Consider the following 13,464-nt stretch of genomic DNA (forward strand, 5'->3'; position numbering starts at 1 on the left):
GCTGCCCCGCCGCGGCCTTGCCGCCCCGCGGGTGTTCTGCTCTGCCCGTGCTCCCGGGGCGGCGCGGCGTTCTGGCTCAGCGCATTTCTTCCACCGGGGTCACGCCCAAGATACCAAGGCCCGCGGAAATGACAACCGCGACCGCCCGCGCCAGCGCGATTTTGCTCTGGCTCAGAGCGGCGTCGTCCTGAAGGAAGCGCAGCGCGGGCTCATCGTGGCCCTTGTTCCACAGCGCGTGCAGGTCCGAGGCCAATTCATTGAGCCAGATCGCGACCTTGTGGGGCTCGTGCCCCTTGGCGGCGATCTCCACCAGGCGCGGCCATTCGGCCAGTTTCTTCATCAGCCCGAGCTCGGCCTCGTGGCTCAGAACCGACACATCGGCCCCGGCCAGCGCGGCGTCCGACACGTCGACGCCGGCCTCGGTTGCCTTGCGCATCACCGAGCAGATCCGGGCATGTGCGTATTGCACGTAGAACACCGGGTTTTCCTTCGACTGCTCCACCGCCTTGGCGAAGTCGAAATCGAGCGAGGCGTCGTTCTTTCGGGTCAGCATGACGAAGCGGGTCACGTCGGGGCCCACCTCCTCGACCACGTCGCGCAGGGTGACGAAGGTGCCGGCGCGCTTCGACATCTTGAACGGCTCGCCGTTCTTGTACAGCTTGACCAGCTGGATCAGCTTGATGTCGAGCGGGGTCTTGCCGTCCGACAGCGCCGAGACCGCCGCCTTCATGCGCTTGACGTAGCCGCCGTGATCGGCGCCGAACACGTCGATGAGCTGGTCGTAGCCGCGGCTCACCTTGTCGTAGTGATAGGCGATATCGGGGGCGAAATAGGTCCAGGCGCCATCGGATTTCATGATCGGCCGGTCGACATCATCGCCGTGCTCGGTCGACTTGAACAGGGTCTGCTCGCGCGGCTCCCAGTCCTCGGGCTTCTTGCCCTTCGGCGGCTCCAGCACGCCGCGATAGATCAGGCCCTTGGCGTTGAGGCTCTCGATCGCGGCCTCGATGCGGCCGGTGCCGTAGAGCGACTTCTCCGAGAAGAACTCGTCCATCTCGACGCCGAGCATCTTCAGATCCTCGCGGATCAGCGCCATCATCTCGTCGGTGGCGAAGTTGCGCACCTCCTCGAGCCAGACCTCTTCGGGCTGGCCGACATACCGGTCGCCGACCTGCTCCTTCAGCTTCTCGCCGACGGGGATCAGGTAGTCGCCCGGATAGGTCCCGTCGGCGAATTCGACCTCGTGACCCTGCGCCTCAAGGTAGCGCAGGTAGACCGACCGGGCGAGCACGTCGACCTGCGCGCCGCCGTCGTTGATGTAGTATTCGCGGGTGACGTCGTAGCCTGCGAAATCCAGCAGGCTCGCGAGTGCGTCGCCGAACACCGCGCCACGGGTGTGGCCCACGTGCAGCGGGCCGGTCGGGTTGGCCGAGACATACTCGACATTGACCTTCGCGCCCTGCCCCATCTGCGAGCGCCCGAAATCGGTGCCGGCGGCCAGCACGCCCTGCGGCAGCGCCTGCCAGACCGACGGCGCGAGCCGCAGGTTGAGAAAGCCCGGCCCCGCCACCTCGGCGTGGTCGACGCGGTCGTCGGCGGCGATCTTCGCGGCCAGCGCCTCGGCGATGTCGCGCGGCTTGGCCTTGGCGGGCTTGGCCAGCACCATCGCGGCATTGGTCGCCATGTCGCCATGCAGCGGGTCTCGCGGCGGCTCCACCGTGACGGCGGCTGTGGCGAGGCCCTCGGGCAGCGCGCCCTCGGCCTGCAGCGCCTCGATCGCCTGCAGGACAAGCGCGCGAATATCGGTGAAGAGGTTCATGTCAGCGTCTCCATACGGTCGGCGTTCCCTCTACCACTTCGGCGGGCAGGGTCAAATGGCCTGCGCCGCACGCGCTCCACGTCCGCTAAGAGGGGGCGCTGCCCCCGCCCGCGCGGCGCGCGGACTCCCCCGGGATATTTTCAGCCAGAAGAAGACAGGAGCGCAGCGCCCCCTGTCTTCTCTTTGAGCTTCTCTTCGTCAAAAATACTCCCGCCGGAGGCAGGCCGGCCAGTGCGACCGGGAGATCCCCCGCGGACGGCGCGCCCGCGTCAGCCGGCCTTCATGGTGTCCTGCCCGTTCTCGTCGCGGCGGTCTTCCTTGCGCTCCTGACGCTTGGGCGCGAGGAAGAGCAGCCGCGTGCCCTCGGTCTCCTTGACCTTGGTCTCGGGCCCGAGAAGGCGCAGCGTTCCGTTCGGGCCGAGATCGGCAACCGGCACCGCTTCGGGGTTGGTCTCGCGCCATTGCGCCAGCGTAAATTCCGCCGACAGCTTGGTGACGCGGAACTCCCAGCCCTCGGCAAGCCGCGCATTGGCCTCGAAGAAGGTCTCGTCGGCGGCGAATTTCTGCCCTCCGAGCGTCGCCGGCAGGGCGTGGCGGGCCGAGGTCTCGCGCACGCGCTTGAGCTGGAACACGTGCTCGCGACCGAACTCCGGCGCGAGGTCGGTGGCCACCAGCGTGTTGTAGGCATCGTTGTCGGTGGCGGCGATGATCTTGTCGTAGCTGACGAAATCGAGCTTGTGCTCGGCGGCCTCGGACAGGATGTCGCCCCAGAAGGTCTCGAGCCCCGCCTCGCGGGCGCTGCGCAGGTGGGCGCGGTTGGGATCGGCCACCAGCACCGGCAGGTCGAGCTTCTTGAACGCCATCCCCAGCGCCACCGACCAGCGCGAGCCGCCGACGATCAGCACGCCCGGTGTCTCGGTGGCCGTCAGGCCCAGCAGCCGCGCCATCGGCGTCAGCGTGAAGCCGTGCAGCACCACGGTTGCCGCCACCAGCGCGAAGGCCAGTGGCGCGATGCGCTCGGCATCGGCCACGCCCAGCGAGGCGAGGCGCTCGCCGAAGAGCCCGGCCACCGCCACCAGCACCACGCCGCGCGGGCCGGTGAAGGCCACCAGCAGGCGCTCGCGCCACGGGATGTTGGAGAAGCCCAGGGCCGCCAGCACCGGGATCGGGCGCGCGATCAGGATCACCACCGCCACGAAGAGCGCCGCGCTCCAGTCGAGCGACAGCAGCGTCTCGCGGCTCATGTTGGCGGCGAGCAGGATAAAGACCCCCGAGACCAGCAGGATCGTGGCGTGCTCTTTGAAGCGGCGCAGCTCCTCGTAGCTCGGAAGGTTGGCGTTGGCGATCCACAGCCCCATCACGGTCACCGCCAGCAGGCCGCTCTCGTGCAGCAGGCTGTCGGAGAGCGCGAACACCCCGAGCAGCAGCACGAAGAGCACCGGCACCTTCATGTATTCCGGCACCAAGGCATTGCGGAAGGCGCGTGCCAGCCCCCAGCCGCCGGCGACACCCAGAGCGATCGCCACCGCCACGCCCAGCACCATCTGCAGCACCGCGTCGCCCGCGGTCTCGGCGTTGTTGAGAACGATCACCACCTCGAAGGCCAGTACCGCCGCCAGCGCGCCCACGGGGTCGTTGACGATGGCCTCCCATTGCAGCAGCGCCGCCGGGCGGCGCTTGAGCCGGGCCTGTCGCAGGAGCGGCGCGATCACCGTGGGGCCGGTGACGATCATGATGCCGCCGAACACCGCCGAAACTTCCCATGACAGCCCCGCGGCCCAGTGCAGCGCCGCCGTCGAGGCCGCCCAGCCCAGCGGCCCGCCGACCAGAACCAGCCGGCGCACACCGGTGGCGGCATCGCTGAGCGACTGGAAGTTCAGCGTCATGCCGCCCTCGAAGAGGATGATCGCCACGGCGATGGCCAGCATCGGCTGCATCAGCGTGCCGAAATCCTCGGACGGGTTGAGCACCCCCAGCCCCGGCCCGATCGCGAGGCCCGCCACCAGCATCAGCACGATGGCGGGCATCCTGAGCCGCCACGCCAGCCATTGCGAGCCGACGCCGAGCGCGCCCACAAGCGCAAATCCAATCACCGGGTCGAGACCCGCGGTTTCAGCCACTGCCATCGTCTTCCTTTCACTCGAACGCCACCCTGACGGGCACACGCAAGGGCGCGCAGGCAGAGGCCCGCGCGCCGGACACCATCAGATGTGTCGAAAGGCGGTGCTGTCCAGTGAATCCGGCGACGCGGCGCCGGCTCAGCGCACGTCGTGCAGGATGTCCACGCCCATCAGCCGCGAATGGGCCTGCAGCGCATAGCGGTCGGTCATGCCGGCGATGTAGTCGCAGACCAGCCGCGCCAGCGCGGTCTCGTCCTCGGCCGCCGCGATCTCGGCATGCCAGCGCTCGGGCAGCAGCGACGGCGTCGCCATGAACAGTGGAAACAGGTCATAGACCACCTGCGTGACCTTGGTGCGGATCTCCATCACCGAGGGCGCGCGGTACATGCGGCGGAACAGGAAGCTGCGGATCTCCTTGAGTTGCACCCACATGTCATCGGAGAATGCGATCACCGGGCGGCCAAGATCGCGGATCGCCTGTGGCCCGTCCGGCGCGGCGGCCTCGAGCCGGGCGCGGCTGGTGTCGATCACGTCCGAGACCATGTAGCCGAACACCCTACGCAGCGCCTCGTGGCGGCGGCGATAGGCGTCGAGACCGGGATAGAGCCGGTCGACCTCGGCATAGGCCGGGCCGATCAGCGCCAGCTCGGCGATTTCGGCCTCGGTGAACAGGCCGGCGCGCAGCCCGTCCTGCAAATCGTGGTTGTTGTAGGCGATGTCATCCGACAGCGCCGCCACCTGCGCTTCGCCGCTGGCATGGGTGTGCAGCTCGAGATCGTGTCGGGCGTTGTACTCGGCCAGCGTCACAGGCAGATCCTCGCCCTCGGCCAGCGGCAGCAGCGGGCCGTTGTGCTTTGCAATGCCCTCGAGCGTGTCCCACGTGAGGTTGAGACCGTCGAATTCAGCATAGTGACGCTCGAGCGAGCTGACGATATGCAGCGCCTGCGCGTTGTGATCGAAGCCGCCATAGGGCGCCATCAGTTCGTGCAGCGCGTCCTCTCCGGTGTGGCCGAAGGGCGTGTGGCCGAGGTCATGCGCCAGAGCCACCGCCTCGGTGAGATCGGTGTTGAGCCCAAGCGCGTTCGACATGGTGCGCGCCACCTGCGCCACCTCGATCGAATGGGTCAGCCGCGTGCGGAAGAAATCGCCCTCGTGCTCGACGAAAACCTGCGTCTTGTGCTTGAGCCGGCGGAAGGCCGAGGAGTGGATGATGCGATCCCGGTCGCGCTGGAAGCAGGAGCGGAACGCGCTCTCTTCCTCGGGCACGCGTCGTCCGCGTGCGTGCTGCGGATCGCAAGCGTAGATCGCCATGCGCGTTCGCCTTCATGTCTGTCGCGGGCCGGATCGTTTCGCCCGGTTGCCGCCTGTCCTTGAGATCCCTATATTCGACAAGTCCGCCAAGATAAACCGTTGGGAGTCTTGCCATGAATCTGCCCCCCAAAGTCACAGACCGTGCCTTTGCCCGCCTTCACGAGATCGGCGCCCATGCCCAGGGAAAGGCCCTGCGCGTGGCCATCGAGGGTGGCGGCTGCTCGGGCTTCCAGTACGAGATCAAGCTCGACGATCCGGCCGACGATGATCTGGTGCTCGAAGGCTCCGGTGAACAGGTGGTGATCGACGAGGTCTCGCTGCCGTTCCTCACCAACGCGGTGATCGATTTCTCCGAGGAGCTGATCGGCGCGCGCTTCGTGATCGAGAACCCGAACGCCACCAGCTCCTGCGGCTGCGGCACCAGCTTCTCGATGTGAGCGCCTGCGGCGACAGCTGAGAAGAACGCCGCAACGCATTGAAACCGCACGAACATATATAACCCCGCGAGCGCTGCCCGCGGGGTTTTTGGTCTTTGGTGGCGACGGGCGCTTGGCGGTCAGTCGATGTCGAACACCACACCCTGCGCCAGCGGCAGCTCGCGCGAGTAGTTGATGGTGTTGGTGGCCCGCCGCATATAGGCGCGCCACGCGTCCGAGCCGCTCTCGCGGCCACCGCCGGTCTCCTTCTCGCCCCCGAAGGCACCGCCGATCTCGGCGCCCGAGGTGCCGATATTGACGTTGGCGATGCCGCAATCCGAGCCACGCGCCGAGAGGAACAGCTCCATCTCGCGCAGGTCGGTGGTGAAGATCGACGACGACAGCCCGCCGCCCACCGCGTTGTGTGCCTCGAGCACGCCGTCGAAATCTGAATAGGTCATCACGTAGAGAATCGGCGCGAAGGTCTCGCGCAGCACCGGGCCGGCCTGCTCGGGCATCTCGACCAGCGCCGGCTTGACGTAGAAGGCGCTCTCCGGTCCGACGCTTTCGCGCGCGCCGCCGTGGACGCGGCCGCCCAGCGCCCGGGCCTCGCCCAGCGCGTCCTGCATCGCCTCGAAGGCGGCGCCATCGATCAGAGGGCCGACAAGCGCCTGCGTCTCGAGCGGGTTGCCGACGGAGACCGAGGCATACGCCTTTTTCAGCGCCGGCACGATCTGGTCATAGATGCTCTCATGCACGAAGAGCCGGCGCATGGTGGTGCAACGCTGCCCGGCGGTGCCCATGGCCCCGAAGGCGATGGCCCGCAGTGCCATGTCGAGATCCGCCGAGGGGCAGACGATGCCGGCATTGTTGCCGCCAAGCTCGAGGATGCAGCGCCCGAAGCGTTCCGCCACGCGCGGGCCGACGATGCGGCCCATGCGGGTCGAGCCGGTGGCCGAGATCAGCGCGACGGAGGGGCTGTCGGTCAGCACCTCGCCCAGCGCCGGGCCGCCTACGAGGACCTGCGAGAGCCCCTCGGGCGCGTCGTCGCCAAAACGTTCCACTGCCCGCTCGAAGACCGCCTGACAGGCGAGCGCGGTCAGCGGGGTCTTCTCGGAGGGTTTCCAGACCACCGGGTCGCCGCAGACCAGCGCCAGCGCCGCGTTCCAGCACCACGGCGCGCAGGGGAAGTTGAACGCGGTGATGATGCCCACCACGCCCAGCGGGTGCCATGTCTCCATCATCCGGTGCCCCGGCCGCTCGGTGGCGATGGTGAGGCCATAGAGCTGGCGCGACAGGCCGACGGCGAAGTCGCAGATGTCGATCATCTCCTGCACCTCGCCGGCCCCTTCCGAGGGTGATTTCCCCGCCTCGATGGACACCATCCGTCCGAGATCGTCCTTCGACGCGCGCAGTTCTTCGGCGAACAGGCGCACCAGCTCGCCCCGGCGCGGGCCGGGCACCATGCGCCAGTGACGGAAGGCCACTGCGGCACGGCTCACCGCCGCCTCGGCATCGGCGGCGCTCTGGGGGGCGACCGAGGCCACGGTCTCGCCGGTGAGCGGAGAGACCACCTCCATGCCGCCGGCAACATCGAGCGACGTGGTGACGCCGCAGGCCTGCAAGGTGCGCGCGGTGAGGGCGGAAAGCGGTTCGGTGAGCATCGGGGAGAGACTCCTTCGTCTGTCGGAAAGCATTGTCCAAAGACGCTACCATCCCCCCGCGCCCTGCCCCCAACGATGGATGCAACTGCCCCCATGCGCGCCGCGCATGGCGTTTCAGATCAGCGCCAGCACATGGCTCGCGATGGCGGTGTCCTGTATCCCGGTGCCGGTGAGATCGGCGATGGTGATCTGCTCCGGATCGGTGCGCCCGGGATGGGCCCCGGTGATCACCTGCCCGAGCTCAGGGAGGTTCGCATCGTCGGCCAGCACACCGGCCTCGAGCGCGCCGCGTAACTCTCCCATCAGCCTGGTCTGGCTCACACGGTCGGCAACATAGAGATCGGCCCGCGCCAGACAGGCGGGCTCCAGCTCGGCCTTGCCGGCCTGATCGCTCCCCATGGCGGTGACATGCTGCCCAGCGCGCAGCCACTCTGCCCTGAGGATCGGCTCGGTCGCGGGCGTGGTGGTGACGATCACGTCGGCAAAGCCCGCCGCGTCCGCGGGATCGGCAGAGGCGCGCACGTTCAGCGCGTCGTCCGAGAGATCCGCTGCCAGCGCCTGTGCCTTGGCGGGATCGCGGGCCCAGATCACCGCCTCGCGGATCGGGCGCACGAGGCGCAACGCCTGAAGCTGTAGCCGCGCCTGAAGCCCCGCCCCGAAAATCGCCGCCCGGCGCGCATCGGTCGGCGCGAGATGTCGGGCCGCCACGCCCCCGGCGGCCGCGGTCCGAATGTCGGTGAGATAGCCATTGTCGAGCAACACCGCCTGCACGCGTCCGGTCTCGGTCGAGAGCACCACCATAAGCCCGGAGGTCGAGGGCAACCCCTTGGCGGGATTGTCGAAGAACCCGGGCGAGATCTTCACCGCGAAGCCCGGCAGCCCCGGCACGTAGGCGGTCTTCACATCCACCTCTCCATTCACCTGCGGCATGTGCATCGACAGGATCGGCGGCATCTGCACCCCGCCGCGCGCCAGCGTGGCGAAGGCGGCCTCGATCACGTCGACGATGGTGATGTCGAGATGCACATGCGCGCGCAGCTCCGGTTCCTGCAGGATGCGAATGTCGCTCATGGGTCCTCCGTCAGTCCGCTGTTGCCCGAGCGTCCCGCGAATGCGCCGCCATGTCCAGCGCCGCAGCCCGGCTTGGCGACCATGCCCCGCGGTCCAGATTGACAAACCGCGCCCATCCCGGAACAAGCGAGGGATGCAGTCCACCCGCCTCGATCACAGAGACATCGCCATCCTCGCCACGCTCAGCCGCGAGGGCCGTATCGCCAAGACCGAACTGGCGGCGCGGGTGAACCTCTCGCCCACCCCGTGCTGGGAACGCATGAAGCGGCTTGAGAAGGCCGGCTACATCACCGGCTACCGGGCCGAGATCGACCTTGCCGCGCTCGGGGCCCATGTGCAGGTCTTCGTGACCGTCGAGCTTGAGAGCCACAAGGCCGAGAGCTTCCAGCTCTTCGAGCGCACCGTGGCCCGGATGGACCAGATCACCGGCTGCTGGGCCATCGGCGGCGGCTATGACTACCTCATGCAGGTGGTCACAACCGATGTCGCCACCTTCCAGGAGATGATGGACGGGCTGCTGGAGAGCCGCGCCGGGGTGCGGCGCTATTACAGCTACATCGTCACCAAGCCGGTAAAGGCCGATCCCCCTGCCATGGGGCTGTTGCGCGGCGCCCCCTGAGCGCGGCGCGAGACAGGCAGAGAGTTTCCCTCCGCTCATCGAAGGCCGCGCGGCCCCAATCGCAAGGGTGCCGACCGGCCCTCCGCGACCAAGCCGCGCCTGCCCTCGGCGCTCGTCCAGCGACCTCGTCGCCAAGCCGGTGACCGCCTGTCGCCCTGCGCTGCACCGGCAGCGCCTTCGATGGCGCCCAGCCAGACGACCAGAGAATTCCTCTCCGCACTGCAGCGAAAACGGAGAGAAAATTTCTTCACCCGCGAGAAACTCCGGAGAAATCCTCTCCCCCGTCCGATGCATCCTGAGGACACTCAGGAGGTGTTGCCCATGACCGATCTCTCGAACAGCCCGACCCTCGGCCTTGCCGATCCCGCCCTCATGCCCAATGCCGGCGATTTCCCCGGTGGAGGCCGTCTTGCCGTGCGCGACCCGGCCACCGGGCAGCTTGTCGCCAAGGTGGCGATGAGCGAGGCCGATGGCGCCCGTGCCGCCGTTGATGCCGCCCATGCTGCCTTTGCCGATTGGGCGCTGACCCTGCCGCAGGACCGCGCCGCGATCCTGCACCGCTGGCACGCGCTGATCGTCGAGGCCAAGGAAGACCTCGCCCGCATCATGACCGCCGAACAGGGCAAGCCGATCAGCGAGGCCCGTGGCGAGATCGACTACGCTGCGAGCTTCGTGCAGTTCTACGCCGAAGAGGCGCTGCGCCCCAATATCGAGGGGGTTACCAGCCACCTGCCGGATGCCGAGATGGAGCTTTGGCGCGAGCCGGTGGGTGTGGCCGCCCTCGTCACCCCGTGGAACTTCCCCTGCGCGATGATCACCCGCAAGGCCGCCGCGGCGCTTGCCGCCGGCTGCACCGTGGTCATTCACCCCTCTGCCGAGACCCCGCTCTCGGCGCTGGCACTGGCCGAGCTGGCCCGCCGCGCGGGCTTCCCCGAAGGTGTGGTCAACACGGTGATCGGCGACGCCGCCGCCATTGTCGGCGAATGGACCGCCGACACCCGCGTCCGTGCGCTCTCGTTCACCGGCTCGACCGAGATCGGGCGGCTGCTCTACCGGCAGTCCGCCGACACGGTGAAGCGGCTGGTGCTCGAGCTTGGCGGCCACGCCCCCTTCATCGTCTTCGACGACGCCGACCTCGACCGCGCCGTCACCGAGGCGGTGAAGGCCAAGTTCGCCACGTCCGGTCAGGACTGTCTCGGCGCCAACCGGTTCTACATCCAGCGCGCCGTCTATGACGATTTCTGCGCCCGCTTCACCAAGGCGGTGGAGGCGCTCACCATGGGTCACGGGATGGATGACCCCGAGATCGGCCCGCTGATCCACGAGCGCGCCATCGAAAAGCAGCAGGCGCAGGTCGCCGACGCCGTCGAGAAGGGCGCCAGGCTGCTCGCCGGGGGCAAAGTCTCCGAAAGCCACGGCCCGCTGTTCTTCGCGCCCACGGTGCTGGCCGACGTGCCCGACAGCGCCGCGATCATGTCGGAGGAGAATTTCGGCCCCGTCGCGCCGCTCACCGTCTTCGACGACGAGGCCGAGGTGATCGCCCGCGCCAACAACACCGAGTACGGGCTCGTGGCCTATGTCCACAGCCTCGACCCGCGCCGCATCTACCGCCTCACGAGGGCGCTGCAATTCGGCATGGTCGCGGTCAACCGCACCAAGGTCACCGGTGCGCCGATTCCGTTCGGCGGCACCAAGCAGTCCGGCCTTGGCCGCGAGGGCGCCCGGCAGGGCCTCGAGGCCTTCACCGACATCAAATACGTCTGCCGCGACTGGGGCTGAGCCCCGCGCGCCTGAAGAACACCAAGAAGGAACGATCCATGCTGACGAATGACCAACTGGGCAAGTGGGACCGCGAGAGCTTTTTCCACCCCTCCACCCATCTCGGCCAGTTCGCCCGCGGCGAGGCGCCCCAGCGTATCGTCACCGGCGGCGAAGGCGTCTACATCACCGACCGCGACGGCAACCGCCTGCTCGACGGTTTCGCCGGGCTCTACTGCGTGAACGTGGGCTATGGCCGCACCCAGATCTCCGAGGCGATCGCCAAGCAGGCGCATGAGCTGGCCTATTACCACGCCTATGCCGGCCACGGCTCCGAGGCCTCGATCACGCTGGCCAAGATGGTCATGGACCGGGCGCCGGATCATATGGCGCGGGTGTATTTCGGCCTTGGCGGCTCGGATGCCAACGAGACCAACATCAAGCTGGTCTGGTACTACAACAACATCCTCGGCCGCCCCGAGAAGAAGAAGATCATCTCGCGCTGGCGCGGCTATCACGGGTCGGGCCTGATGACCGGCTCGCTCACCGGGCTCGAGCTGTTCCACAAGAAGTTCGACCTGCCGCTGGCGCAAGTGGTGCATACCGAGGCGCCTTACTACTACCGCCGGCCCGAGGGCATCGAGAGCGAGGCGGCGTTCGTGGCCCATTGCGTGGCCAAGCTCGAGGAGCTGATCGCCGCAGAGGGCGCCGACACCATCGCCGCCTTCATCGGCGAGCCGGTGCTGGGCACCGGTGGCATCGTGCCGCCGCCCGCGGGCTACTGGCCGGCGATCCAGGAGGTGCTCGACCGCCACGACATCCTGCTCATCGCCGACGAGGTGGTGACCGGCTTCGGGCGCCTGGGCTCGATGTTCGGCTCGGATCACTACGGCATGAAGCCCGACCTGATCACCTCGGCCAAGGGGCTGACCTCGGCCTACGCGCCGCTCTCGGCCACCATCGTCGGCCAGCGCATGTGGGACGTGCTGTGCCAGGGCACCGACGAGTACGGCGTGCTCGGCCATGGCTGGACCTACTCGGCCCACCCGATCGGCGCCGCTGCCGGCATCGCCAACCTGCAGCTGATCGACGAGCTGAACCTGGTGCAGAACGCCGCAGAAACCGGCCGCTACCTGACCGAGACCATGCGCGCCGCCCTTGGCGATCATGCCCATGTGGGCGAGGTGCGCGGCGAGGGTATGCTCTGTGCGGTGGAACTGGTGCAGGACCGCGACGGGCGCCGCTTCTTCGACGCCTCCGAGGGCAAGGGCGCCAAGGTCGTGTCCGCCATGCTCGAGCGCGGCGTGATCGCCCGCGCCATGCCGCAGGGCGACATCCTGGGCTTCGCCCCGCCGCTCTGCCTGAGCCGCGCCGAGGCCGACGAGATCGTCTCGGTGACCCGCGACGCGGTGGCCAGCGTGCTCGGTTGAGCGACATCGGGGCGCCCGGCAGACGGGCGCCCCACTTGCGCGGCGCGGTCGGGAGGGGCACAAGGACCGCGCCGCAACCTTCGGAGTGCCCCATGAAGACCTGCATCGCCACGTCCGACTTCTTCGTCCCGGGCGAGACCTTCATCAACCGCCATATCGAGCACATCTTCGGCGGCGAGACCTGCGTGCTCACCGGGCGCTTCAACGGGACCGATCCGCTCGGCAAGCCGATCTTCCAGCGCCGCGCGCCGCTCTCGACGGCTGATCGCCTGCGCGCGCCCTTCGCCATGGGCTTGAACGCGCTCACCGAGAGCACCGGCCGCCTTCCCTTCGGTGACAACAAGGCGCGCCTGCGCGACTGGCTGCGCGCTCAGGAGGTCGAGGTGATCCTCGCCGAGTTCGGCACCCAGGCGCTGGTGGTGGCCAAGCTGGCACAGGAAATGGACCTGCCCTGCTTCACCTATTTCCGCGGCACCGATGCCAGCTTCGCGCTGCGCTCGAACAAGACCGTGCGGGCCTACAAGCACATGATGCCGCGGCTCGCCGGCGTGTTCTCCGTCTCGCAGTTCCTGCTCGACAACCTCGCCCGCCACGGCGTCAGCCATCCCAACGCCCATGTGGTGCCCTCGGGCGTCGACATCCGGCGCTTCACCCCGGCCGAGAAGGCCCCGGGCTCCTTCCTCGCGGTGGGCCGCATGGTCGAGAAGAAGGCCCCACAGGTCACCCTGCGCGCCTTCGCCACCGCCGCGAGGGGCCGCGACGCCCATCTCACCTTCATCGGCGACGGCCCCCTGCTCGAGACCTGCAAGGCGATGGCCACTGAGCTCGGCGTGGGCCCGCAGGTCACCTTCACCGGCGCCCTGCCCCATGACGAGGTGCGCCAGCACCTCATGGGTACCGAAATCTTCCTTCAGCACTCGGTCACCGCCAAGAACGGCAACACCGAGGGCCTGCCCACCGCGATACAGGAAGCCCTGGCCTGCGGCTGCATCACCCTCTCAACCATCCACGCCGGCATCCCCGAGGCGGTAGAGGATGGCGTCAACGGCCTGCTGGTGCCCGAATGGGACGAAGATGGCTTTGCTGCACGCATCGCGCAGCTTCTGGACATGGAGGACCGCTCCGCCATGACCCGCGCCGCCCGCGACACCGCCGTCGCCCGGTTCGACAACGCCGTCCTACTGGAAAAGGTCGAGCGCATCATCCGCGACACCCTCGCCTGAGCGCCCATTTCCCGAACGCACCGCCCGGCCGCC

10 protein-coding genes are annotated in these 13,464 nt (G+C 68.3%); 5 read left to right on the forward strand and 5 right to left on the reverse strand.

Features of this window, described 5'->3' with window-relative positions; translation table 11 throughout:
* Nucleotides 1–76: 76 nt before the first annotated feature.
* The 3 genes from argS to JF542_RS04445 form a co-directional block, all read right to left on the reverse strand.
* Complete coding sequence (argS, locus tag JF542_RS04435; protein WP_207074874.1) at nt 77–1,819, reverse strand: arginine--tRNA ligase; 1,743 nt, start codon at nt 1,817–1,819, stop codon at nt 77–79.
* 269 nt (nt 1,820–2,088) lie between these two features.
* Complete coding sequence (locus tag JF542_RS04440) at nt 2,089–3,945, reverse strand: cation:proton antiporter (protein WP_007800905.1); 1,857 nt, start codon at nt 3,943–3,945, stop codon at nt 2,089–2,091.
* A gap of 132 nt (nt 3,946–4,077) precedes the next feature.
* Nucleotides 4,078–5,250: a deoxyguanosinetriphosphate triphosphohydrolase gene (locus JF542_RS04445; protein WP_007800908.1), complete on the reverse strand. Its 1,173-nt coding sequence runs from the start codon at nt 5,248–5,250 to the stop codon at nt 4,078–4,080.
* A 113-nt stretch (nt 5,251–5,363) separates the two neighbouring features.
* On the opposite strand from JF542_RS04445, the gene JF542_RS04450 reads away from it, so the two are divergent.
* Entirely contained in the window at nt 5,364–5,687 is a 324-nt protein-coding gene (locus tag JF542_RS04450) for a HesB/IscA family protein (protein WP_007800910.1), read from the forward strand.
* Between the two features lie 119 nt (nt 5,688–5,806).
* Here the strand turns inward: JF542_RS04450 and amaB are convergent, their stop codons facing one another.
* Nucleotides 5,807–7,330, reverse strand: coding sequence for an L-piperidine-6-carboxylate dehydrogenase (gene amaB / locus JF542_RS04455; protein WP_207074875.1), 1,524 nt, complete (start codon nt 7,328–7,330; stop codon nt 5,807–5,809).
* Nucleotides 7,331–7,444: 114 nt separating this feature from the next.
* Nucleotides 7,445–8,401 (reverse strand): cyclodeaminase, encoded by a 957-nt coding sequence (locus JF542_RS04460; protein WP_207074876.1) that lies wholly within the window; start codon nt 8,399–8,401, stop codon nt 7,445–7,447.
* A 133-nt stretch (nt 8,402–8,534) separates the two neighbouring features.
* Between JF542_RS04460 and JF542_RS04465 the strand changes: the two genes are divergently transcribed.
* The 4 genes from JF542_RS04465 to JF542_RS04480 all read left to right on the forward strand — a co-directional run bounded on the left by JF542_RS04465 (nt 8,535) and on the right by JF542_RS04480 (nt 13,431).
* Nucleotides 8,535–9,020, forward strand: coding sequence for an Lrp/AsnC family transcriptional regulator (locus tag JF542_RS04465; RefSeq protein WP_007800915.1), 486 nt, complete (start codon nt 8,535–8,537; stop codon nt 9,018–9,020).
* A 321-nt stretch (nt 9,021–9,341) separates the two neighbouring features.
* Nucleotides 9,342–10,799 carry an NAD-dependent succinate-semialdehyde dehydrogenase gene (locus tag JF542_RS04470; protein ID WP_207074877.1) on the forward strand — a complete coding sequence of 486 codons (1,458 nt, stop codon included), beginning with the start codon at nt 9,342–9,344 and terminating at the stop codon, nt 10,797–10,799.
* A gap of 38 nt (nt 10,800–10,837) precedes the next feature.
* Complete coding sequence (locus JF542_RS04475; protein ID WP_207074878.1) at nt 10,838–12,208, forward strand: aspartate aminotransferase family protein; 1,371 nt, start codon at nt 10,838–10,840, stop codon at nt 12,206–12,208.
* Nucleotides 12,209–12,300: 92 nt separating this feature from the next.
* Nucleotides 12,301–13,431 carry a glycosyltransferase gene (locus tag JF542_RS04480; protein ID WP_207074879.1) on the forward strand — a complete coding sequence of 377 codons (1,131 nt, stop codon included), beginning with the start codon at nt 12,301–12,303 and terminating at the stop codon, nt 13,429–13,431.
* Nucleotides 13,432–13,464 lie beyond the last annotated feature (33 nt).

This window comes from Salipiger bermudensis, from assembly GCF_017309175.1.
Lineage (GTDB): Bacteria > Pseudomonadota > Alphaproteobacteria > Rhodobacterales > Rhodobacteraceae > Salipiger > Salipiger bermudensis.